Origin of the sequence: Sphingomonas sp. NPDC092440 (assembly GCF_044754985.1) — a bacterium.
Classification (GTDB): Bacteria; Pseudomonadota; Alphaproteobacteria; order Sphingomonadales; family Sphingomonadaceae; genus Sphingomonas.
The window spans coordinates 51775-65403 of the sequence record NZ_JBIVQA010000007.1 but is presented as its reverse complement, the minus strand read 5'-3'; the positions used below and the strand labels follow the sequence as shown (position 1 = coordinate 65403).

Annotated in this window: 9 protein-coding genes; 7 read left to right on the top strand and 2 right to left on the bottom strand. The window is 62.7% G+C overall.

Annotated elements, in window-relative coordinates; genetic code table 11:
* Positions 1 to 42 precede the first annotated feature (42 nt).
* From ACIQCS_RS13220 to ACIQCS_RS13210, 3 genes are all read left to right on the top strand, one after another.
* Complete coding sequence (locus ACIQCS_RS13220; protein WP_286772170.1) at positions 43 to 462, top strand: helix-turn-helix domain-containing protein; 420 nt, start codon at positions 43 to 45, stop codon at positions 460 to 462.
* A gap of 103 nt (positions 463 to 565) precedes the next feature.
* Positions 566 to 2557 carry a cytochrome c/FTR1 family iron permease gene (locus ACIQCS_RS13215; RefSeq protein ID WP_286772169.1) on the top strand — a complete coding sequence of 664 codons (1992 nt, stop codon included), beginning with the start codon at positions 566 to 568 and terminating at the stop codon, positions 2555 to 2557.
* Between the two features lie 315 nt (positions 2558 to 2872).
* Entirely contained in the window at positions 2873 to 4090 is a 1218-nt protein-coding gene (locus ACIQCS_RS13210; RefSeq protein WP_401531094.1) for an aspartyl protease family protein, read from the top strand.
* 98 nt (positions 4091 to 4188) lie between these two features.
* Here the strand turns inward: ACIQCS_RS13210 and ACIQCS_RS13205 are convergent, their stop codons facing one another.
* Complete coding sequence (locus ACIQCS_RS13205) at positions 4189 to 4731, bottom strand: MAPEG family protein (protein ID WP_401531092.1); 543 nt, start codon at positions 4729 to 4731, stop codon at positions 4189 to 4191.
* A 218-nt stretch (positions 4732 to 4949) separates the two neighbouring features.
* Positions 4950 to 5489, bottom strand: a complete 540-nt coding sequence (locus ACIQCS_RS13200; RefSeq protein WP_286772166.1) for a class I SAM-dependent methyltransferase — start codon at positions 5487 to 5489, stop codon at positions 4950 to 4952.
* A gap of 910 nt (positions 5490 to 6399) precedes the next feature.
* On the opposite strand from ACIQCS_RS13200, the gene ACIQCS_RS13195 reads away from it, so the two are divergent.
* The 4 genes from ACIQCS_RS13195 to ACIQCS_RS13180 all read left to right on the top strand — a co-directional run bounded on the left by ACIQCS_RS13195 (position 6400) and on the right by ACIQCS_RS13180 (position 13405).
* Positions 6400 to 7665 carry a TolC family protein gene (locus tag ACIQCS_RS13195; RefSeq protein WP_286772165.1) on the top strand — a complete coding sequence of 422 codons (1266 nt, stop codon included), beginning with the start codon at positions 6400 to 6402 and terminating at the stop codon, positions 7663 to 7665.
* A 122-nt stretch (positions 7666 to 7787) separates the two neighbouring features.
* Complete coding sequence (locus ACIQCS_RS13190; RefSeq protein ID WP_286772164.1) at positions 7788 to 8948, top strand: efflux RND transporter periplasmic adaptor subunit; 1161 nt, start codon at positions 7788 to 7790, stop codon at positions 8946 to 8948.
* 3 nt (positions 8949 to 8951) lie between these two features.
* Positions 8952 to 12206, top strand: coding sequence for an efflux RND transporter permease subunit (locus ACIQCS_RS13185; RefSeq protein WP_401531089.1), 3255 nt, complete (start codon positions 8952 to 8954; stop codon positions 12204 to 12206).
* A 50-nt stretch (positions 12207 to 12256) separates the two neighbouring features.
* On the top strand, positions 12257 to 13405 hold the full coding sequence (locus tag ACIQCS_RS13180; protein ID WP_286772162.1) for an IS110 family transposase: 1149 nt from the start codon (positions 12257 to 12259) through the stop codon (positions 13403 to 13405).
* The last annotated feature ends 224 nt before the right edge of the window (positions 13406 to 13629 follow it).

The following is a 13629-nucleotide window of genomic DNA, read 5'->3' as shown; positions in this document are numbered from 1 at the left end:
ACATCCTCTATAAAGTCTGAAGTCACTAGAGGGTCAACCAATATGTCCGTCGAGCCGCTCAGCATCGGAAAGCTCGCGAAAGCGACCGGAACGAAGGTCGAGACAATTCGCTATTATGAAAGCGTCGGATTGCTTGCGCCGCCGGCTCGGACGAAGGGCAATTATCGGGCTTACGCTCCACAGCATCTCGCGCGGCTCAGTTTCATCCGCCGGGCTCGCGCGCTCGGTTTCTCGATCGACCAGGTGCAGGAGCTTCTCAAGCTCGCCGACCAGAAAGACATCTCGTGCAAAGCCGTGGACACGATCGCGCGCGAACATCTTGCCGAGATTGACCGAAAGCTTCGGGATCTGAATACACTCAGGTCCGAATTGAGCAGCGTGATCGTCCAGTGCGGGCACGGCACCATTTCCGAATGCCGCATCATCGAAACATTGGCGCCGGTTTCCGTGGCGGGCGGCTAGATAGGTTGACGGCCTCGAGCCGGCTCCACGATCAGTCACGCTAATGCAAATAACTCGCAAAACAGCTTGACCCTCTAGCGGCTAGAGGGTCTAAAGGAAGCGGATGTTTACGTCCGCGAACAACCCCCGCACCTTGTCGATTCGCGTTGGAGCGTTCTCGTTCCACCGCGTGACACTCCGCATCTTGGCCGTCCTTGGTGCGGCGACCTTTGCGCTGGGCACGAGCGCGATCGCCCATGCTGATACGGCGAATGTCCAGACTGCATGGCGGCTCCTCGACTATATGGCAGTCGATTATGGGGGGGCGGTCTCTGGTGGCAAAATCAGGAGCGCGTCCGAATATAACGAAATGACCGAATTCGCGGCGTCGGTTTCGGCGCGTCTCGCGACGTTGCCGCAAACACCTGAGCGAGCCAAGCTCATTGAAGGGGCTACCCGGCTCCAGGCCGTTATCGCCGCGAAGGGCGCACCCGAAGAGGTTGCCCGCGTCGCGCATGGCCTCGCTGCGGATCTGCTCAAGGCCTATCCGGTGCCGCTCGCGCCGAGCAAGGTGCCCGAGCTTGCCCGCGGCGCCACCTTGTTCGCGCAGAATTGTGCGAGTTGCCACGGTATGACCGGGGATGGTCGCGGGCCCGATGCCGCGAAGCTAACGACCCCGCCGATCGCTTTCAGCGAATTAGCACGCGCGCGGCAGCGCAGTCCCTTCGCGCTCTATCAAGTCATCGACCAAGGCATCGACGGCACAGCGATGCAAAGTTTTGCGAGCCTGCCAGGCGACGATCGCTGGGCGCTGGCCTTCTATGCCGGTCGCTTCGCCTTTTCCGATGCCGCCGCGACGGAAGGCGAACGACTGTGGAAAGCCGATCCCGGCCTCCGACAACGGATTCCCGACCTGACGGCGTTGGCAGGGCTGACTCCGGAAACGCTCGCCAAGAGCATTGGGAGCGGGCAGGCCGATGCAGTTATTGCTTACCTGCGCCGCCACCCGGAAGCGGTCGTCCAGCAGGCTCCCGGCTCACTCGATGTGGCGCGCGCGAAGCTTGCACAGAGCCTCGCCGCCTATCGGGCGGGCGATCGCCACGCTGCCCAGGAGCTGGCGCTGTCGGCCTATCTCGACGGATTTGAGCCGCTCGAGCCGATGCTGACTGCGCGTGACGCAACGCTCATGGGTCACATCGAAAGCGCCATGGGTGAGTTCCGGGCCTCGCTCCAGCAAGGCCGCCCCGCCGACGAAATTGCCACGCGCGTCCAGGTGCTGGGCGGCTTGTTTGACGACGCCGACGCCGCCTTGTCCCCGGACGCGGCCAGTAGCGCATCGACCTTCTTGGGGGCCTTCACCATCCTGCTGCGCGAGGGGCTCGAAGCCCTGCTAATCGTCGTCGCGATGATCGCCTTCCTGCGCAAGGCGGAGCGACCTGAAGTGCTGCCCTATGTCCATGGCGGCTGGATCGGGGCGCTGGCGGCCGGCGGCGTCACCTGGGCGATCGCGACCTATGCCATCGGGATCAGCGGCGCGAGCCGGGAGCTTACTGAAGGGTTCGGATCGCTGTTCGCGGCTGTCGTCCTACTCTCCGTAGGGATCTGGATGCACGGAAAGGCGCAAGCGGATCAATGGCAACGCTACATCCGCGAAAAGATGTCGCACGCGCTGTCGCGGCAATCGGCCTGGTTCCTGTTCGGCCTGGCCTTCATCGTCGTCTATCGCGAGGTGTTCGAGACGATGCTGTTCTACGCCGCGCTCTGGACCCAGGGAAATGGCGGCATGATGCTGGCGGGTGCCGGCTCGGCAGTAATGCTGCTTGGGCTCGTCGCCTGGGCTATGTTGCGCTACAGCCGTGATCTGCCGATCGCGAAGTTCTTCGCCTATAGCGCGTGGCTGATGGCAATCCTCACCATCGTGCTCGCCGGCAAGGGCGTCGCCGCGTTGCAAGAAGCGGGCATCATCGACATCGCGCCGCTCGCGGGTGGAATCCGCGTCTCTATGCTGGGTATTTTTCCGACCGTGCAATCGATCGGAGCCCAACTTCTGACGCTCGCCGCGCTGGTAGCGGGTTTCATGGTCAATCATCGTCGCGCGGCCGTGACCACGAGCTGATGGCGGTGCGACCAGACCATAGCCACCACCGAGACCAACCGAGGTCCGACGAACACGCGCGGCCAGCTCGTGTCGTATGGGAGTATGCTTCTTCGCAGGCGAGTAGATCTTCATGCTCCGTCTGATCTCGGTCGCTCGTCGCGCAGGCCGATGTGAGACGATCACTTTGCCGCATCTCATAGTCTAGGTGCATCGATATCTAGCATGACGTTGGCGCGCGTCGTAGGGTCCGAGGCTTGATCCTCCGTAATCTGAAGGGTGTCTCTGCTCCCCCCTGTGACGGCAGGACCCGGCCTGGATTGAAAGGCTGACGAGATGGTCGCAAGCGAGTTGGTTACCCGGCGCGAGATCACCGGCGCGGTTCTTGGTTGCACCTGTGCCATGGCTGTGTTGCCGCTCAAGCCTGTCTTCGCGACAGCAGCGGCCCTGGTTTCTGATTGGAACGGGTTTGCCAAGCCGCCTCGTTGGCAATCCTTCAACCTGATCACAGGCGACACAATTGTCCTCCCGAGCTACGTGGCGGGCATCTCCGTCGATGCCATTCTCGACAGCGGTAGCGCAGCTTCGATTGTCAGCACCTCGTTGGCCGCGAGACTTAACCTCGCTTCGACCGAACAGGTGATGATTCGCGGTATTGGTGGTCGGGCAAGCGTACAGCTCGCGCGCAACGTCGAGCTCACGCTTGCTGGACAGCCGCGCCGTCTTCCCTTTGTCGTCATAGCCGACCTGGAAGCTGTCTCATCCGCAATCGGCCGGCCGGTCGATGTGGTGCTCGGGGAGGATATGCTTGTCGAGCGCTGCATTGCCCTGGAATTCGCGAGCAGCCGAATTTCAATTGGTGATAGCGGCACCTTTTCCGGTGGTCGGGGTTGGCAGAGCATTTCTGTTGCGCATGGTTCGAATCGCGAGTTGCTCGTGGTCGCTTCCGTAGCCGGGCTTCCCGATACGCCCATGCTCTTCGACTTGGGCAGCTCGACCGCGCTGATGCTGGATCGCGCATATGTTGAGGAACACCGACTTCTGGACGGGGTCAGACAATCGACGGCGGCGATCGGAGGGGTGGATGGTACTAGGCTGGCCGCTGCCTTCATTGCGAACGAAGTCAAACTGGGCGGATTCCCCGTCCGTTCGGTGCCAACCCTCGCTCCATCAAGCTGGGCCTCCAAAAGTGCCCTTGGAAGTATCGGGTTTCCTCTGATCTCTCAATTCGATGTCGTGCTCGATGTTTCTGGGGGGAAGATATGGTTGCGACCGGCGCGGCGCGGGTTGCCGATGCTCGAGGACCACAGCGGCTTCGGGCTGGCACCGGGTGGCAATGAACTTTCCATCGTCCATGTCGCGGCCAACAGCCCTGCCGCAAGCGATGGCTGGCGGGCAGGGGATCGCATTCTGGCCATCAATGGCCATCGTATCGATGCATCCTATATCCGAGGCCAACATTGGCGGTGGCGCTTCATGCCCCCCGGAACTCTCGTGATATTGCAAGACCAGGCCGGACGCATGCGCGAACTCCGTCTTGTCGATTACTTTTAGGCCAGGCTTTCCGCGCCCACGGACGCTCAGGTCGCCGAGATCACCGCCATCATCCCAAAGGCTGGCTTCAGGTTATGCGACCGCACCGCCTGCTGGCATCACCCGCCGAATAGCCGGCCGATGAGCAGCGCGCTGGCGGCCAGATAGCAGGTGAGCGCCGCGAGCGCTGTCGTCGCCATTCCGAACGCCCGGGCACCGGCACCGTCGCTATAGCAACGGTAGAAGCTGAGCCGACCAATCGCGAACAGCACGTCGGACGCGATCAGCAGTGCCAGCCAGCGGCCGCCCGCGACCGAGGCCAGTAGCAGATGCGCGCCGACACCCAGGAATGCCTGCTCCAGCGTATTCTGCAGGAAGGCAACCTTGACCGCGAGTTCAGGGCTCGGCGGTCCCTTGGCAGCTCCTCCGATGTCGGCGGCCGACCGATAGCGCGCGCTCGACACCAGCCGGACTGCAACCACGACAACGGCAAAATGGACGGCGCTCGTCTGGATCGCGAACGCCAGCCGTGCGCCGACCTCCGTTGGGAAGGTGACGAACTTGGGCAGGAAGACGGCGCATCCAACTGAAACCGCCGCGCACAGGAGAATGGCCTGTATGGACTGTTTCCTGATTTGCCGTTGCTCTGTTTCCAGGTTCATCGTTACTTCCATATAAGCCGGGCCGCTCCGCCGTGATCAGGACGATCGTTCCGGTTGCGGTGTAAATTCGTTTTGCTTCCCGCACGTTGCCGAATCCGGCCGCCCTTACGAGTCGAGGAAGAGCCCCGTCCGCATTGGGTTGGGTGTCGGCGACGCCGTCGAGCCGCTGGATGGTAAGCCGGAACAGCAGCCGCATCAGGCCTCGCTGCCGACCGTAATCAGCGATTACAAGCCTCCCGCCGGGACGCAGCGCGGCATACATCGCGGCCCGGCCCGCCTGTTTCTCGGCCATGGGCACCTGGTGGAACATCAGGCTCGTGACAACAACGTCGGCGGGAAGTGTCGAAGTTCCGCGCGACGCCGCGTTCCCAGCGGATGTCCGCGCCGGCGGCGTCAGCTTTTGCGCGGGCAATCGCCAGCGCTTCCTCGTCCGGATCGATGCCGATGAAATCCACGCCTGGCTCGGCTGCCTTGAGCATGATGGCGAAGCTGCCGGTGCCGCATCCAACATCAATAATTGCTTCGCCGGGACGCGGTGCCAAAAGCTCGATCATGGCGCGGCACGAGTGCAGATCGAGGGTCCAACGTCGGATCGCCTGATTGTAATCAGCGGTGTCGCCCTTCTCGAGCGGAGGCGTGTAGGCACCGTTCCTGCCGACACCTGCTTCGCATGTTTCGCCAACGCGCGTCGTGTGCCAATAAGCGGGATCGCTGTCTGCCCGTAATGTGCTGGCCTCACATCCGCAATCGCTCATCATTACCTCCGTAGCGAGTCGCGGAAGTATTCCGCACCCTCTAGTTGCTATAGGGTCAACCCCGGCTTCGCCCGGCAGTACCAGCGTGTCGGTGATCCGGTAGTTCGAGATCGCGCCCCGGTTGCACTGGCTGAGGCAATTCCTGCTTGACCCTCTAGTAGCTATAGACTGCATAAGGCAGGCGTCGATTCGTTCGGGGATAACGTAATGACCTGCAGCAGCTGCGCATCAGCAAAGCCGGACACGTTCAACGGTCAATGCTGGCTGCGCTTGCTCTGGATTGAGCTCGCGGCCGAGACAGTCGTGGGCTCGGCATGACTATTTTTGTCGGAGGCGCTGCGGCACCGCGCGGAAGCAGCATGGCCTCGTGGGGGATCGCGGGGAGGCATTTCTCGACCGTGCGCGCGGGACTGGCTCGGGTTCGTACCAAGGGTTTCCGGAGGATTAAGACGTTCAGCACCACCTCCACCGCGGCCTGGCTGGGGGGCCGCTGATGCTCGTTCTTGGCTTTCCGCGTATGCTCGTCCTGCTTGGTTTTGTGGTGCTGGTCCTCTCCTTGGGTGCAGCGCCGGCAGCGTTCGCGCGGGAGCCCTCAGTCTCCTTTGCCGTTGACGGCAGTATCGACGGACAGGCCGCCCTCCGGAGCACCGACGCTCACGCCGTGCCAACGGATAGTGGCAAAGGTTGTCCCTATCGTAACTGCGCGTGCCACGCGCATTATATAGCAGCGATCGTCCCACAGCCCTCGGACATATCGTCTACGAGCAATGCTGTTGCCCGAGTTGGGATGCGAACCTCCATGCACGCAAAAGCGTGCAGTGGCCCTGCGCTCAGGCCACCCGAGGCCTGACCATCCGACTCTTCGCGGCAGCTGGCCGCAAAGCTTCGTCTGGATAGTCAGGAGCTACTTTTCATGCATCGAGTTATTGCGGCCATATTGACCGTCACGTCCTGCGCATCAATTGCCCAGGCGCAGTCGGCGGCCTCACCCCCCTCCACCAGTCAATCGATCTTCACACTCGATCGTGCCCGAACCATTGCCGGGGGCAGTTCCCCTAGTATCGAGTCGGCGGCGGCGGGGATTCGCTCTGCGGCTGCTGGACGTACGATCGCGGGCCTCAGGCCCAATCCTGAAATTCAGGTTCAGACCGAGAATGTTGCCGGCTCTGGCATCTATCGCGGCACGCAAAGCGCGGAAACGACAGCGACGCTTGCACTCCCGATAGAGCTTGGCGGCAAGCGTTCCGCACGAATTGCCGTCGCCGATTCCCGGAGCGCGCGCGCGCAAATCGATGCGGCCATCGCGCTCGCAGATCTCAACCTGCGGATCACGCAAACCTATATCTCGGCGACCGCCGCCGAACGACGCGTGGACGTCGCTCGCCAGCAGGCAGAGATCGCAGGAAATGCTTTCAAGGCAGCGCGGACGCGGGTGATAGCAGGCGCCGGTGCGCCTATTGATCAGCAGCGAGCCGAGGTCTTGCGGGTGAATGCCGAGGTGGGTCTCGAACGCGCGATGCGCGAGGCAGCCGTAGCCCGGGGGAACCTCGAACGGCTTATCGGTCAGCCTATCGATGGCTCACTTGATCTTGGCTGGTTCGGTCGCATCGGCGGTTACGGCCCGACGATGCCGGTCGATCCGAGCGGTACATTGGCGCTGGCTGCCGCGCAGGCCGATCTCAACACTGCGAATGCCCAGGTGCGGCTCGCCAGATCCCAGCGTATCCCGGACATCACGATCAGCGTCGGCGCGCGGCGCTTATCGGAAACCAACGACAACGCGGCGGTGATCGGAATCGCTGTCCCGTTCCCGCTTTTCAACAACGGCGCGGCCGCCGTAAGTCAGGCTCGCGCCGAGCAGACGCGGGCCGATGCCAACCGCCGGGTTGCCGTGATCGAGGCGGAGCAGGCTATTGCGAGCGCCCAGGCTGAGTTGGCCAATGCTGCCGCAACGGCTCGGTCGGCAGGAGGACCGGGTCTTGCCGCGGCCTCCGAGGCCGCCCGCATCGCTCGGATTGGCTATTCTCAGGGCAAGTTCAGCCAGCTCGATTTGCTGGAGGCAGAAAGAACCCTCGCCGAGACCCGGGCTGCGTTCACCGATGCCCTAGCGGCCTATCATGATGCCGAGGCACGCCTTGAGCGATTGACTGCCTCCGCACCCGAATTGGGGGACCGCTGAGCGTTGCAACAATGCTTCCCATCGGTGCGGTCTATCACGCGCCCTGCCATCGTGGCGGCGGCGTATGCGCCGTCGATTGCCGGGCCGTCGGGCCCAGGCCAGCCGAATTCCGGAGATATCCTATGATCCAAGACAAGCGCCTTCTGGGCGGCGTGGCGGGTGCCGTGTTACTCGCTGCCATTGGCGGCTTCAGCGTCGCGCGCTGCACAGCCGATTCAGCCCCCGGCAACCAATCGGCAGAAAAAAAGAAAGACCAAAGTGAGAGGCCGCCGGATAGCCTCGTCATGACTGCGCAGGCAATCCGTGAAGCCGGCATCGCGGTGGAGGCGGTGCGTGCAGGAGGCCTCGGGTCGGAGATCGTTTCGCAGGCGGTCGTCACCCCCTCCCCGACGGGTCAAGCGTTGGTGACGGCCCGTGCGGGCGGCGCGGTTACGCGCGTTTTCAAGCGGCTCGGTGATCCCGTCCGGGCCGGTGAAGCGCTCGCGGTAGTCGAGAGCCGGGATGCCGCGCAGATCGCAGCCGACCGGACCGCCGCCGCTGCGCGCGCCGAGCTGGCGCGCAAATCGCTCGCGCGCGAGCGATATCTTTACGACCAGAAGGTGTCGGCGCGCGTCGATCTCGAACAGGCGCAAGCGGAAGCCGCCGCGACAGCGGCCGAAGCGCGCCGCGCACAGGTCGCGGCGGGTGCGGCTAACGTCACCGGCGACGGCCGCGGTGTCATCGTGGCAAGCCCGATCGCCGGGCGCGTCACCTCCGCGTCGGTGAGTCTGGGTGCCTTTGTCCAGCCGGAGGCCGAGCTCTTTCGTGTCGCCGATCCGAGCAAGATCCAGGTCGAAGCCGCGATCAACCCAAGCGACATAGCGCGTCTTGCGGCGGGAGATCGGGCGATCGTCGAATTGAACGATGGATGCACGGTCGAAGGCCGTGTTCGGGCCGTCACCCCAACGCTGAGCGGCGAGACCCGCTCGGCCACGGCGCTCATCGAAGTGCCGGGCGGTGTCCTTCAACCTGGTCTTGGCGTGCGGGTGCGCCTGATGCCGAGCCAGGGCACAGCGACCAATGCGATTGTGGTCCCCGAAAATGCCGTGCAGAGCGTTGACGGCCGCGATGCCGTGTTCGTCCGCACGCCCCAAGGGTTCCGGGCGCGCTTCGTGACGCTAGGCCAGCGCAGCGCTGGCAGAGTTGAAATCGTTTCCGGGCTCAAGTCCGGCGACATCATCGCCACCCGCAACGCTTTCCTGCTCAAGGCCGAACTCGGCAAGGGCGCGGGCGAGGAGGAATAAGCCATGATCGCAAGTCTCATGGCGCTGTCCGTCCGCGCACGATGGGCGGTGCTGTTCATCTTCCTCGCGATCGCGGGCGTCGGCCTGTGGCAGCTCACCAAGCTGCCGATCGACGCGGTTCCCGACATCACCAACAAACAAGTCCAGATCAACACTGTCGACAGGCGCCTCTCCCCGGTCGAAATGGAAAAGCTCGTCACCTATCCGATTGAGACCGCGCTCGCCGGCATTCCTGGATTGGAGACGACCAGGTCGATCTCGCGTAACGGGTTCAGCCAGGTTTCCGCGATTTTCTCCGAGGGCACCGATCTTTATTTCGCGCGTCAGCAGGTCGGCGAGCGGCTGACCCAGGCGCGCGACACTTTGCCTGACGGAATCCAGCCACAGATCGGTCCGGTTACAACTGGCCTGGGTGAGGTCGTGATGTACACCGTGCGATACCGCAACCCCGGTGGGAAGGGTGGCAAGGTCGAGAATGGTCAACCCGGATGGCAGTCGGACGGCAGCTATCTGACGCCCGAGGGCGATCGGTTGACGAACGAGGTGGAGCAGGCCGGATTCCTCCGCACTGTACAAGACTGGATCGTCCGCCCGCAGTTGCGGGCGGTTTCCGGCGTCGCCGGCGTCGACTCGATTGGCGGCTATGCCAAAACCTTTGTCGTGGAGCCTGATCCGACAAAGCTGGCGACCTACGGCATCTCCTACAGCGAGCTTGGTGAGGCATTGGAAAACGCCAATCTCGCGGTTGGGGCCAACTACTACAACCGCGGTGGCGAAGGCTACCTGGTTCGGCTCGACGCGCGGGTGCGCTCGGTCGACGAAATCAAGAACGCGGTCGCCGCTACGCGGGGCGGTGTGCCGATAACGGTGGGACAAATCGCCAACGTCGAGAGCGGCGGCGATCTCCGCACGGGCGCGGGCAGTGTGAATGGCAAGGAAGCGGTGATCGGTACCGTTCTCATGCTGATCGGACAAAATAGTCGGATCGTCGCGCAAGATGTGGGCACAAAGCTGGATCAAATCTCTAATACATTGCCGCCGGGTGTCGAAGTCGAGATCGTGCTTAATCGCGCTAAACTTGTCAGCTCGACGGTCGCTACGGTCGAGCGCAATCTGACCGAGGGCGCCATCCTCGTCGCAGCATCCCTCTTCCTCTTGCTCGGCAACTGGCGCGCGGCAGTTATTTCGGTGCTCGTGATCCCCTTCTCGTTCCTGATGATGGCTATAGGAATGAACGCGTTCCGGGTTCCGGGCAATCTGATGAGCCTCGGGGCGCTCGACTTCGGGCTGATCGTCGACGGGGCGGTCATCATCATCGAAAACTGTCTGGCGCGGCTCGCGCACCGACAGGAGCATGAGGGGCGACTTCTCACCCTTCGCGAGCGGCTTGAGGAAACCATGCGGGCCTCCCAGGAGATGATCAAGCCCACCGTGTTCGGACAGGCGATCATCCTGCTCGCCTTCGCGCCGCTGCTGATGTTCACCGGTGTCGAGGGCAAAACGTTTTCGCCGATGGCGATCACGATCATGCTCGCGCTCGTCGCGGCGTTCATTCTGGCGCTGACGTTCGTGCCGGCGATGGTGGCGCTGTTGATCCGGGGCCGCGTCGCTGAGAAGGAGGTGTGGTTGATCGCCAAGGCCAAGGCGCGCTACCTACCCCTGCTCGACAAGGCGGTGGCGCGACCGTGGCCGTTCATCGTGGGCGGCTTCGCCTTCTTCCTAGCCGCAGTGCCGGCTTTCGGGTTGCTTGGCTCCGAATTCATTCCCCAGCTCGACGAGAAAAACATCGCACTCGCATCTACGCGCGTGCCTTCCGTCAACCTGGAACAATCGCTCGCGATGCAACGCCAGGTGGAAGCGGCTGTGACGAAACTGCCCGAAGTGGAGCTGATGTTCTCTAAGACAGGCACGGCGGAGGTTGCGACCGATCCGATGCCGCAGAACATGTCGGACGGTTATGTCATTCTCAAGCCACAGGATCAGTGGCCCGCGGGCGTCCACACCAAGGCGGAAGTCATTGAGCGCATCGAGAAGGCTTCTGGCGGTCAACTAGGTCAGCTCTATGAGATGAGCCAACCGATCCAACTGCGCTTCAATGAGCTCATCGCGGGTGTGCGCGGGGACGTGGCGATCAAGCTCTACGGTGACGACCTCGACAAGATGACCCAAACGGCTAACGAGATGGTCCGTATTCTGCAGTCGATCCCAGGCGCGGGCAGCGTCAAGGCTGACCAGGTTGGCGGTGCGCCCACGCTTGACGTCAAGCTCGACCGAGCCGCCATAGCGCGCTACGGTCTCACCGTTCGGGAGGTAGCCGATACAGTCTCCGCAGCACTCGGGGGTCGCGAGTCCGGACTGCTCTACGAGGGAGATCGGCGGTTCGACATCACGGTTCGCGTCCCTGAAGCCACGCGGATAAGTCTGGATGAAATCCAAGCGCTGCCGGTGCTGCTTCCGGACAAAGTCGGCCAGTCTCGCCAACAGGTGCCGCTCGCGCAGGTTGCGCAAATTGGCGTTACCCAAGGGCTGAATGAGATCAGGCGTGAGAACGGCAAGCGTCGCCTCGCTATTCAGATTAACCTTTTGGGCCGAGATGCCGGGTCATTCGTCGCCGAAGCACAATCAAAAATCGCCCAAGTCAAGCTACCAGCGGGTTACTATCTCGAATGGGGTGGCCAATTCCAGAGTCTCCAGGATGCGACCCGCAGGCTCGCGATCGTGGTGCCGTTGTGTTTCCTTGCCATCTTCGGTCTGCTCTATTTGGCGCTTGGAGGGCTCGGACGTGCTGCGGCCGTGTTTCTAGCCGTGCCGCTCGGGCTCGCAGGGGGTGTGTTCACGCTCGCCATGACCGGAATTGCTTTCTCGGTCTCGGCCGCCGTCGGGTTCATCTGCCTCGCCGGTGTCGCCGTACTTAACGGTTTGGTGGTGATGACCGCGATCCGCGAGCGCATTGAAGCCGGGATGCTACTGGTCGATGCAATCAAGGAGGGCATGACCGAGAAGATGCGAGCGGTGGTGATGACCGGCTTCGTGCCGGCCATCGGCTTCGTGCCAATGGCGCTTGCACACGGCACCGGCGCCGAGGTGCAGAAGCCGCTTGCTACTGTCGTGATCGGCGGACTGGTTGCGGCAACCATACTGACGCTGCTCGTCCTCCCGGCGATCTCCAAAGTTGTACTTGGGTACGGGGAACGCTGGGGCCGACGCGAAGACGGTCAAGCGCCAGAGTCGGCGGGTAATCCCGTGTCCCGAGCCTGAAGGAGCCGGTATGAAAGCGTGTTGCTTCGGTGAAGGAATGGAGCGGTGAGATGATCGCCGTGGAGGCCAGGGTGCACCCCCTCGTGGCATCACGATCGTTGAGCGGATTGCTGATCCCCAACGAGAATGGAGATGCACCCATGTCTTACGATTATCACATCGGCGTGGATTACCACAAAGCCTACACGTACCTGTTGGTCCAGGACAGGGGCGGGCAGGTCCTGCGCTCGGGCAAGGTGAAGAACGACCCGGGCTCGCTTGCCGGGTTTTTGACGCCCTATCTGGAGAACAGCCATGCGGTGATGGAAGCGAGCCGCAACTGGACGGTGATGTACGACTGGCTCGACGAGCTGTGCGACGATGTCGTGCTCGCGCCCCCGTTGAAGGTGAAGGCGATCGCCGACGCCAAGATCAAGACCGACAAGATCGACGCGACGATCCTGGCGCATCTGCTGCGGGCGGACCTGATCCCGGAATCCTACGTGCCGCGCGAGGCCGCCCGAGCGCTACGTCAGGCGCTGCGAGAGCGGATCTTCTTCGTGCGGCTGCGCACGATGGTGAAGAACCGGGTGGTGACGATCTTCGACCGCTATCCGGAGCAGACCCGAGCACTGCGGGAGATGACCGACCTGTTCGGCAAGATCGGGCGTGGCCAGCTCGAGCTGCTTTCGGTGTCGACGATCGATCGCGAGCATATCGACCGTGCCATCGCCTTCATCGATGACATCAACCAGCGGATCCACGCGTCGGAAAAGACGATCCGACGCTTCAGCGCTGACAATGCGGACGTCAAACGCCTGAAGACGATCCCTGGCGTGGGTGAGTTCTTCGCGCGCCTGATTGCCGCCGAGATCGACGATGTCACACGCTTCCGCTCGGCGAAGAAGCTCGCCGCCTATGCCGGTCTCGTACCGTCGACCTATGCCAGCGGCGGTAAATGCTGGAACGGGCGGCTCATCAAGACCGGCAACAAGTGGCTGCGCTGGGCCTTTGTGGAAGCGGCAGTTCCCGCCATGCGCGCTGAGCCCGCTCTCAAGTTCGATTATGAGCACTTGAAAGTGACCAAAGGTACCAATCGCGCCAAGGTCGTGATCGCGCGCAAGCTATTGACGATCGCCTACCAGGTGCTGCGCGACCAGCGCGACTATGAGTGCCGCGACGCGCTGGAGCGACGGTCTAATCTTTCCCGGCTGTCCTGATCATGCCTTAGTGGGTTCCGCATCGCGGGGCCGCACTCTCAAGGAAAATGGGAAGTCGAGAGCCGAACACCGGAATGTGATCAAGCCCATCGGGTGAGGTCACGGATTGGAGAATGGCTCACTGCCGTGAAGAACGAGGACAGGGCGTCTGTCCTCGAAACCCTAAACTCGTCCGGACCGGCGCCGACGGACACAGAGCAAATCAGAACCCACGAGAAAATGCG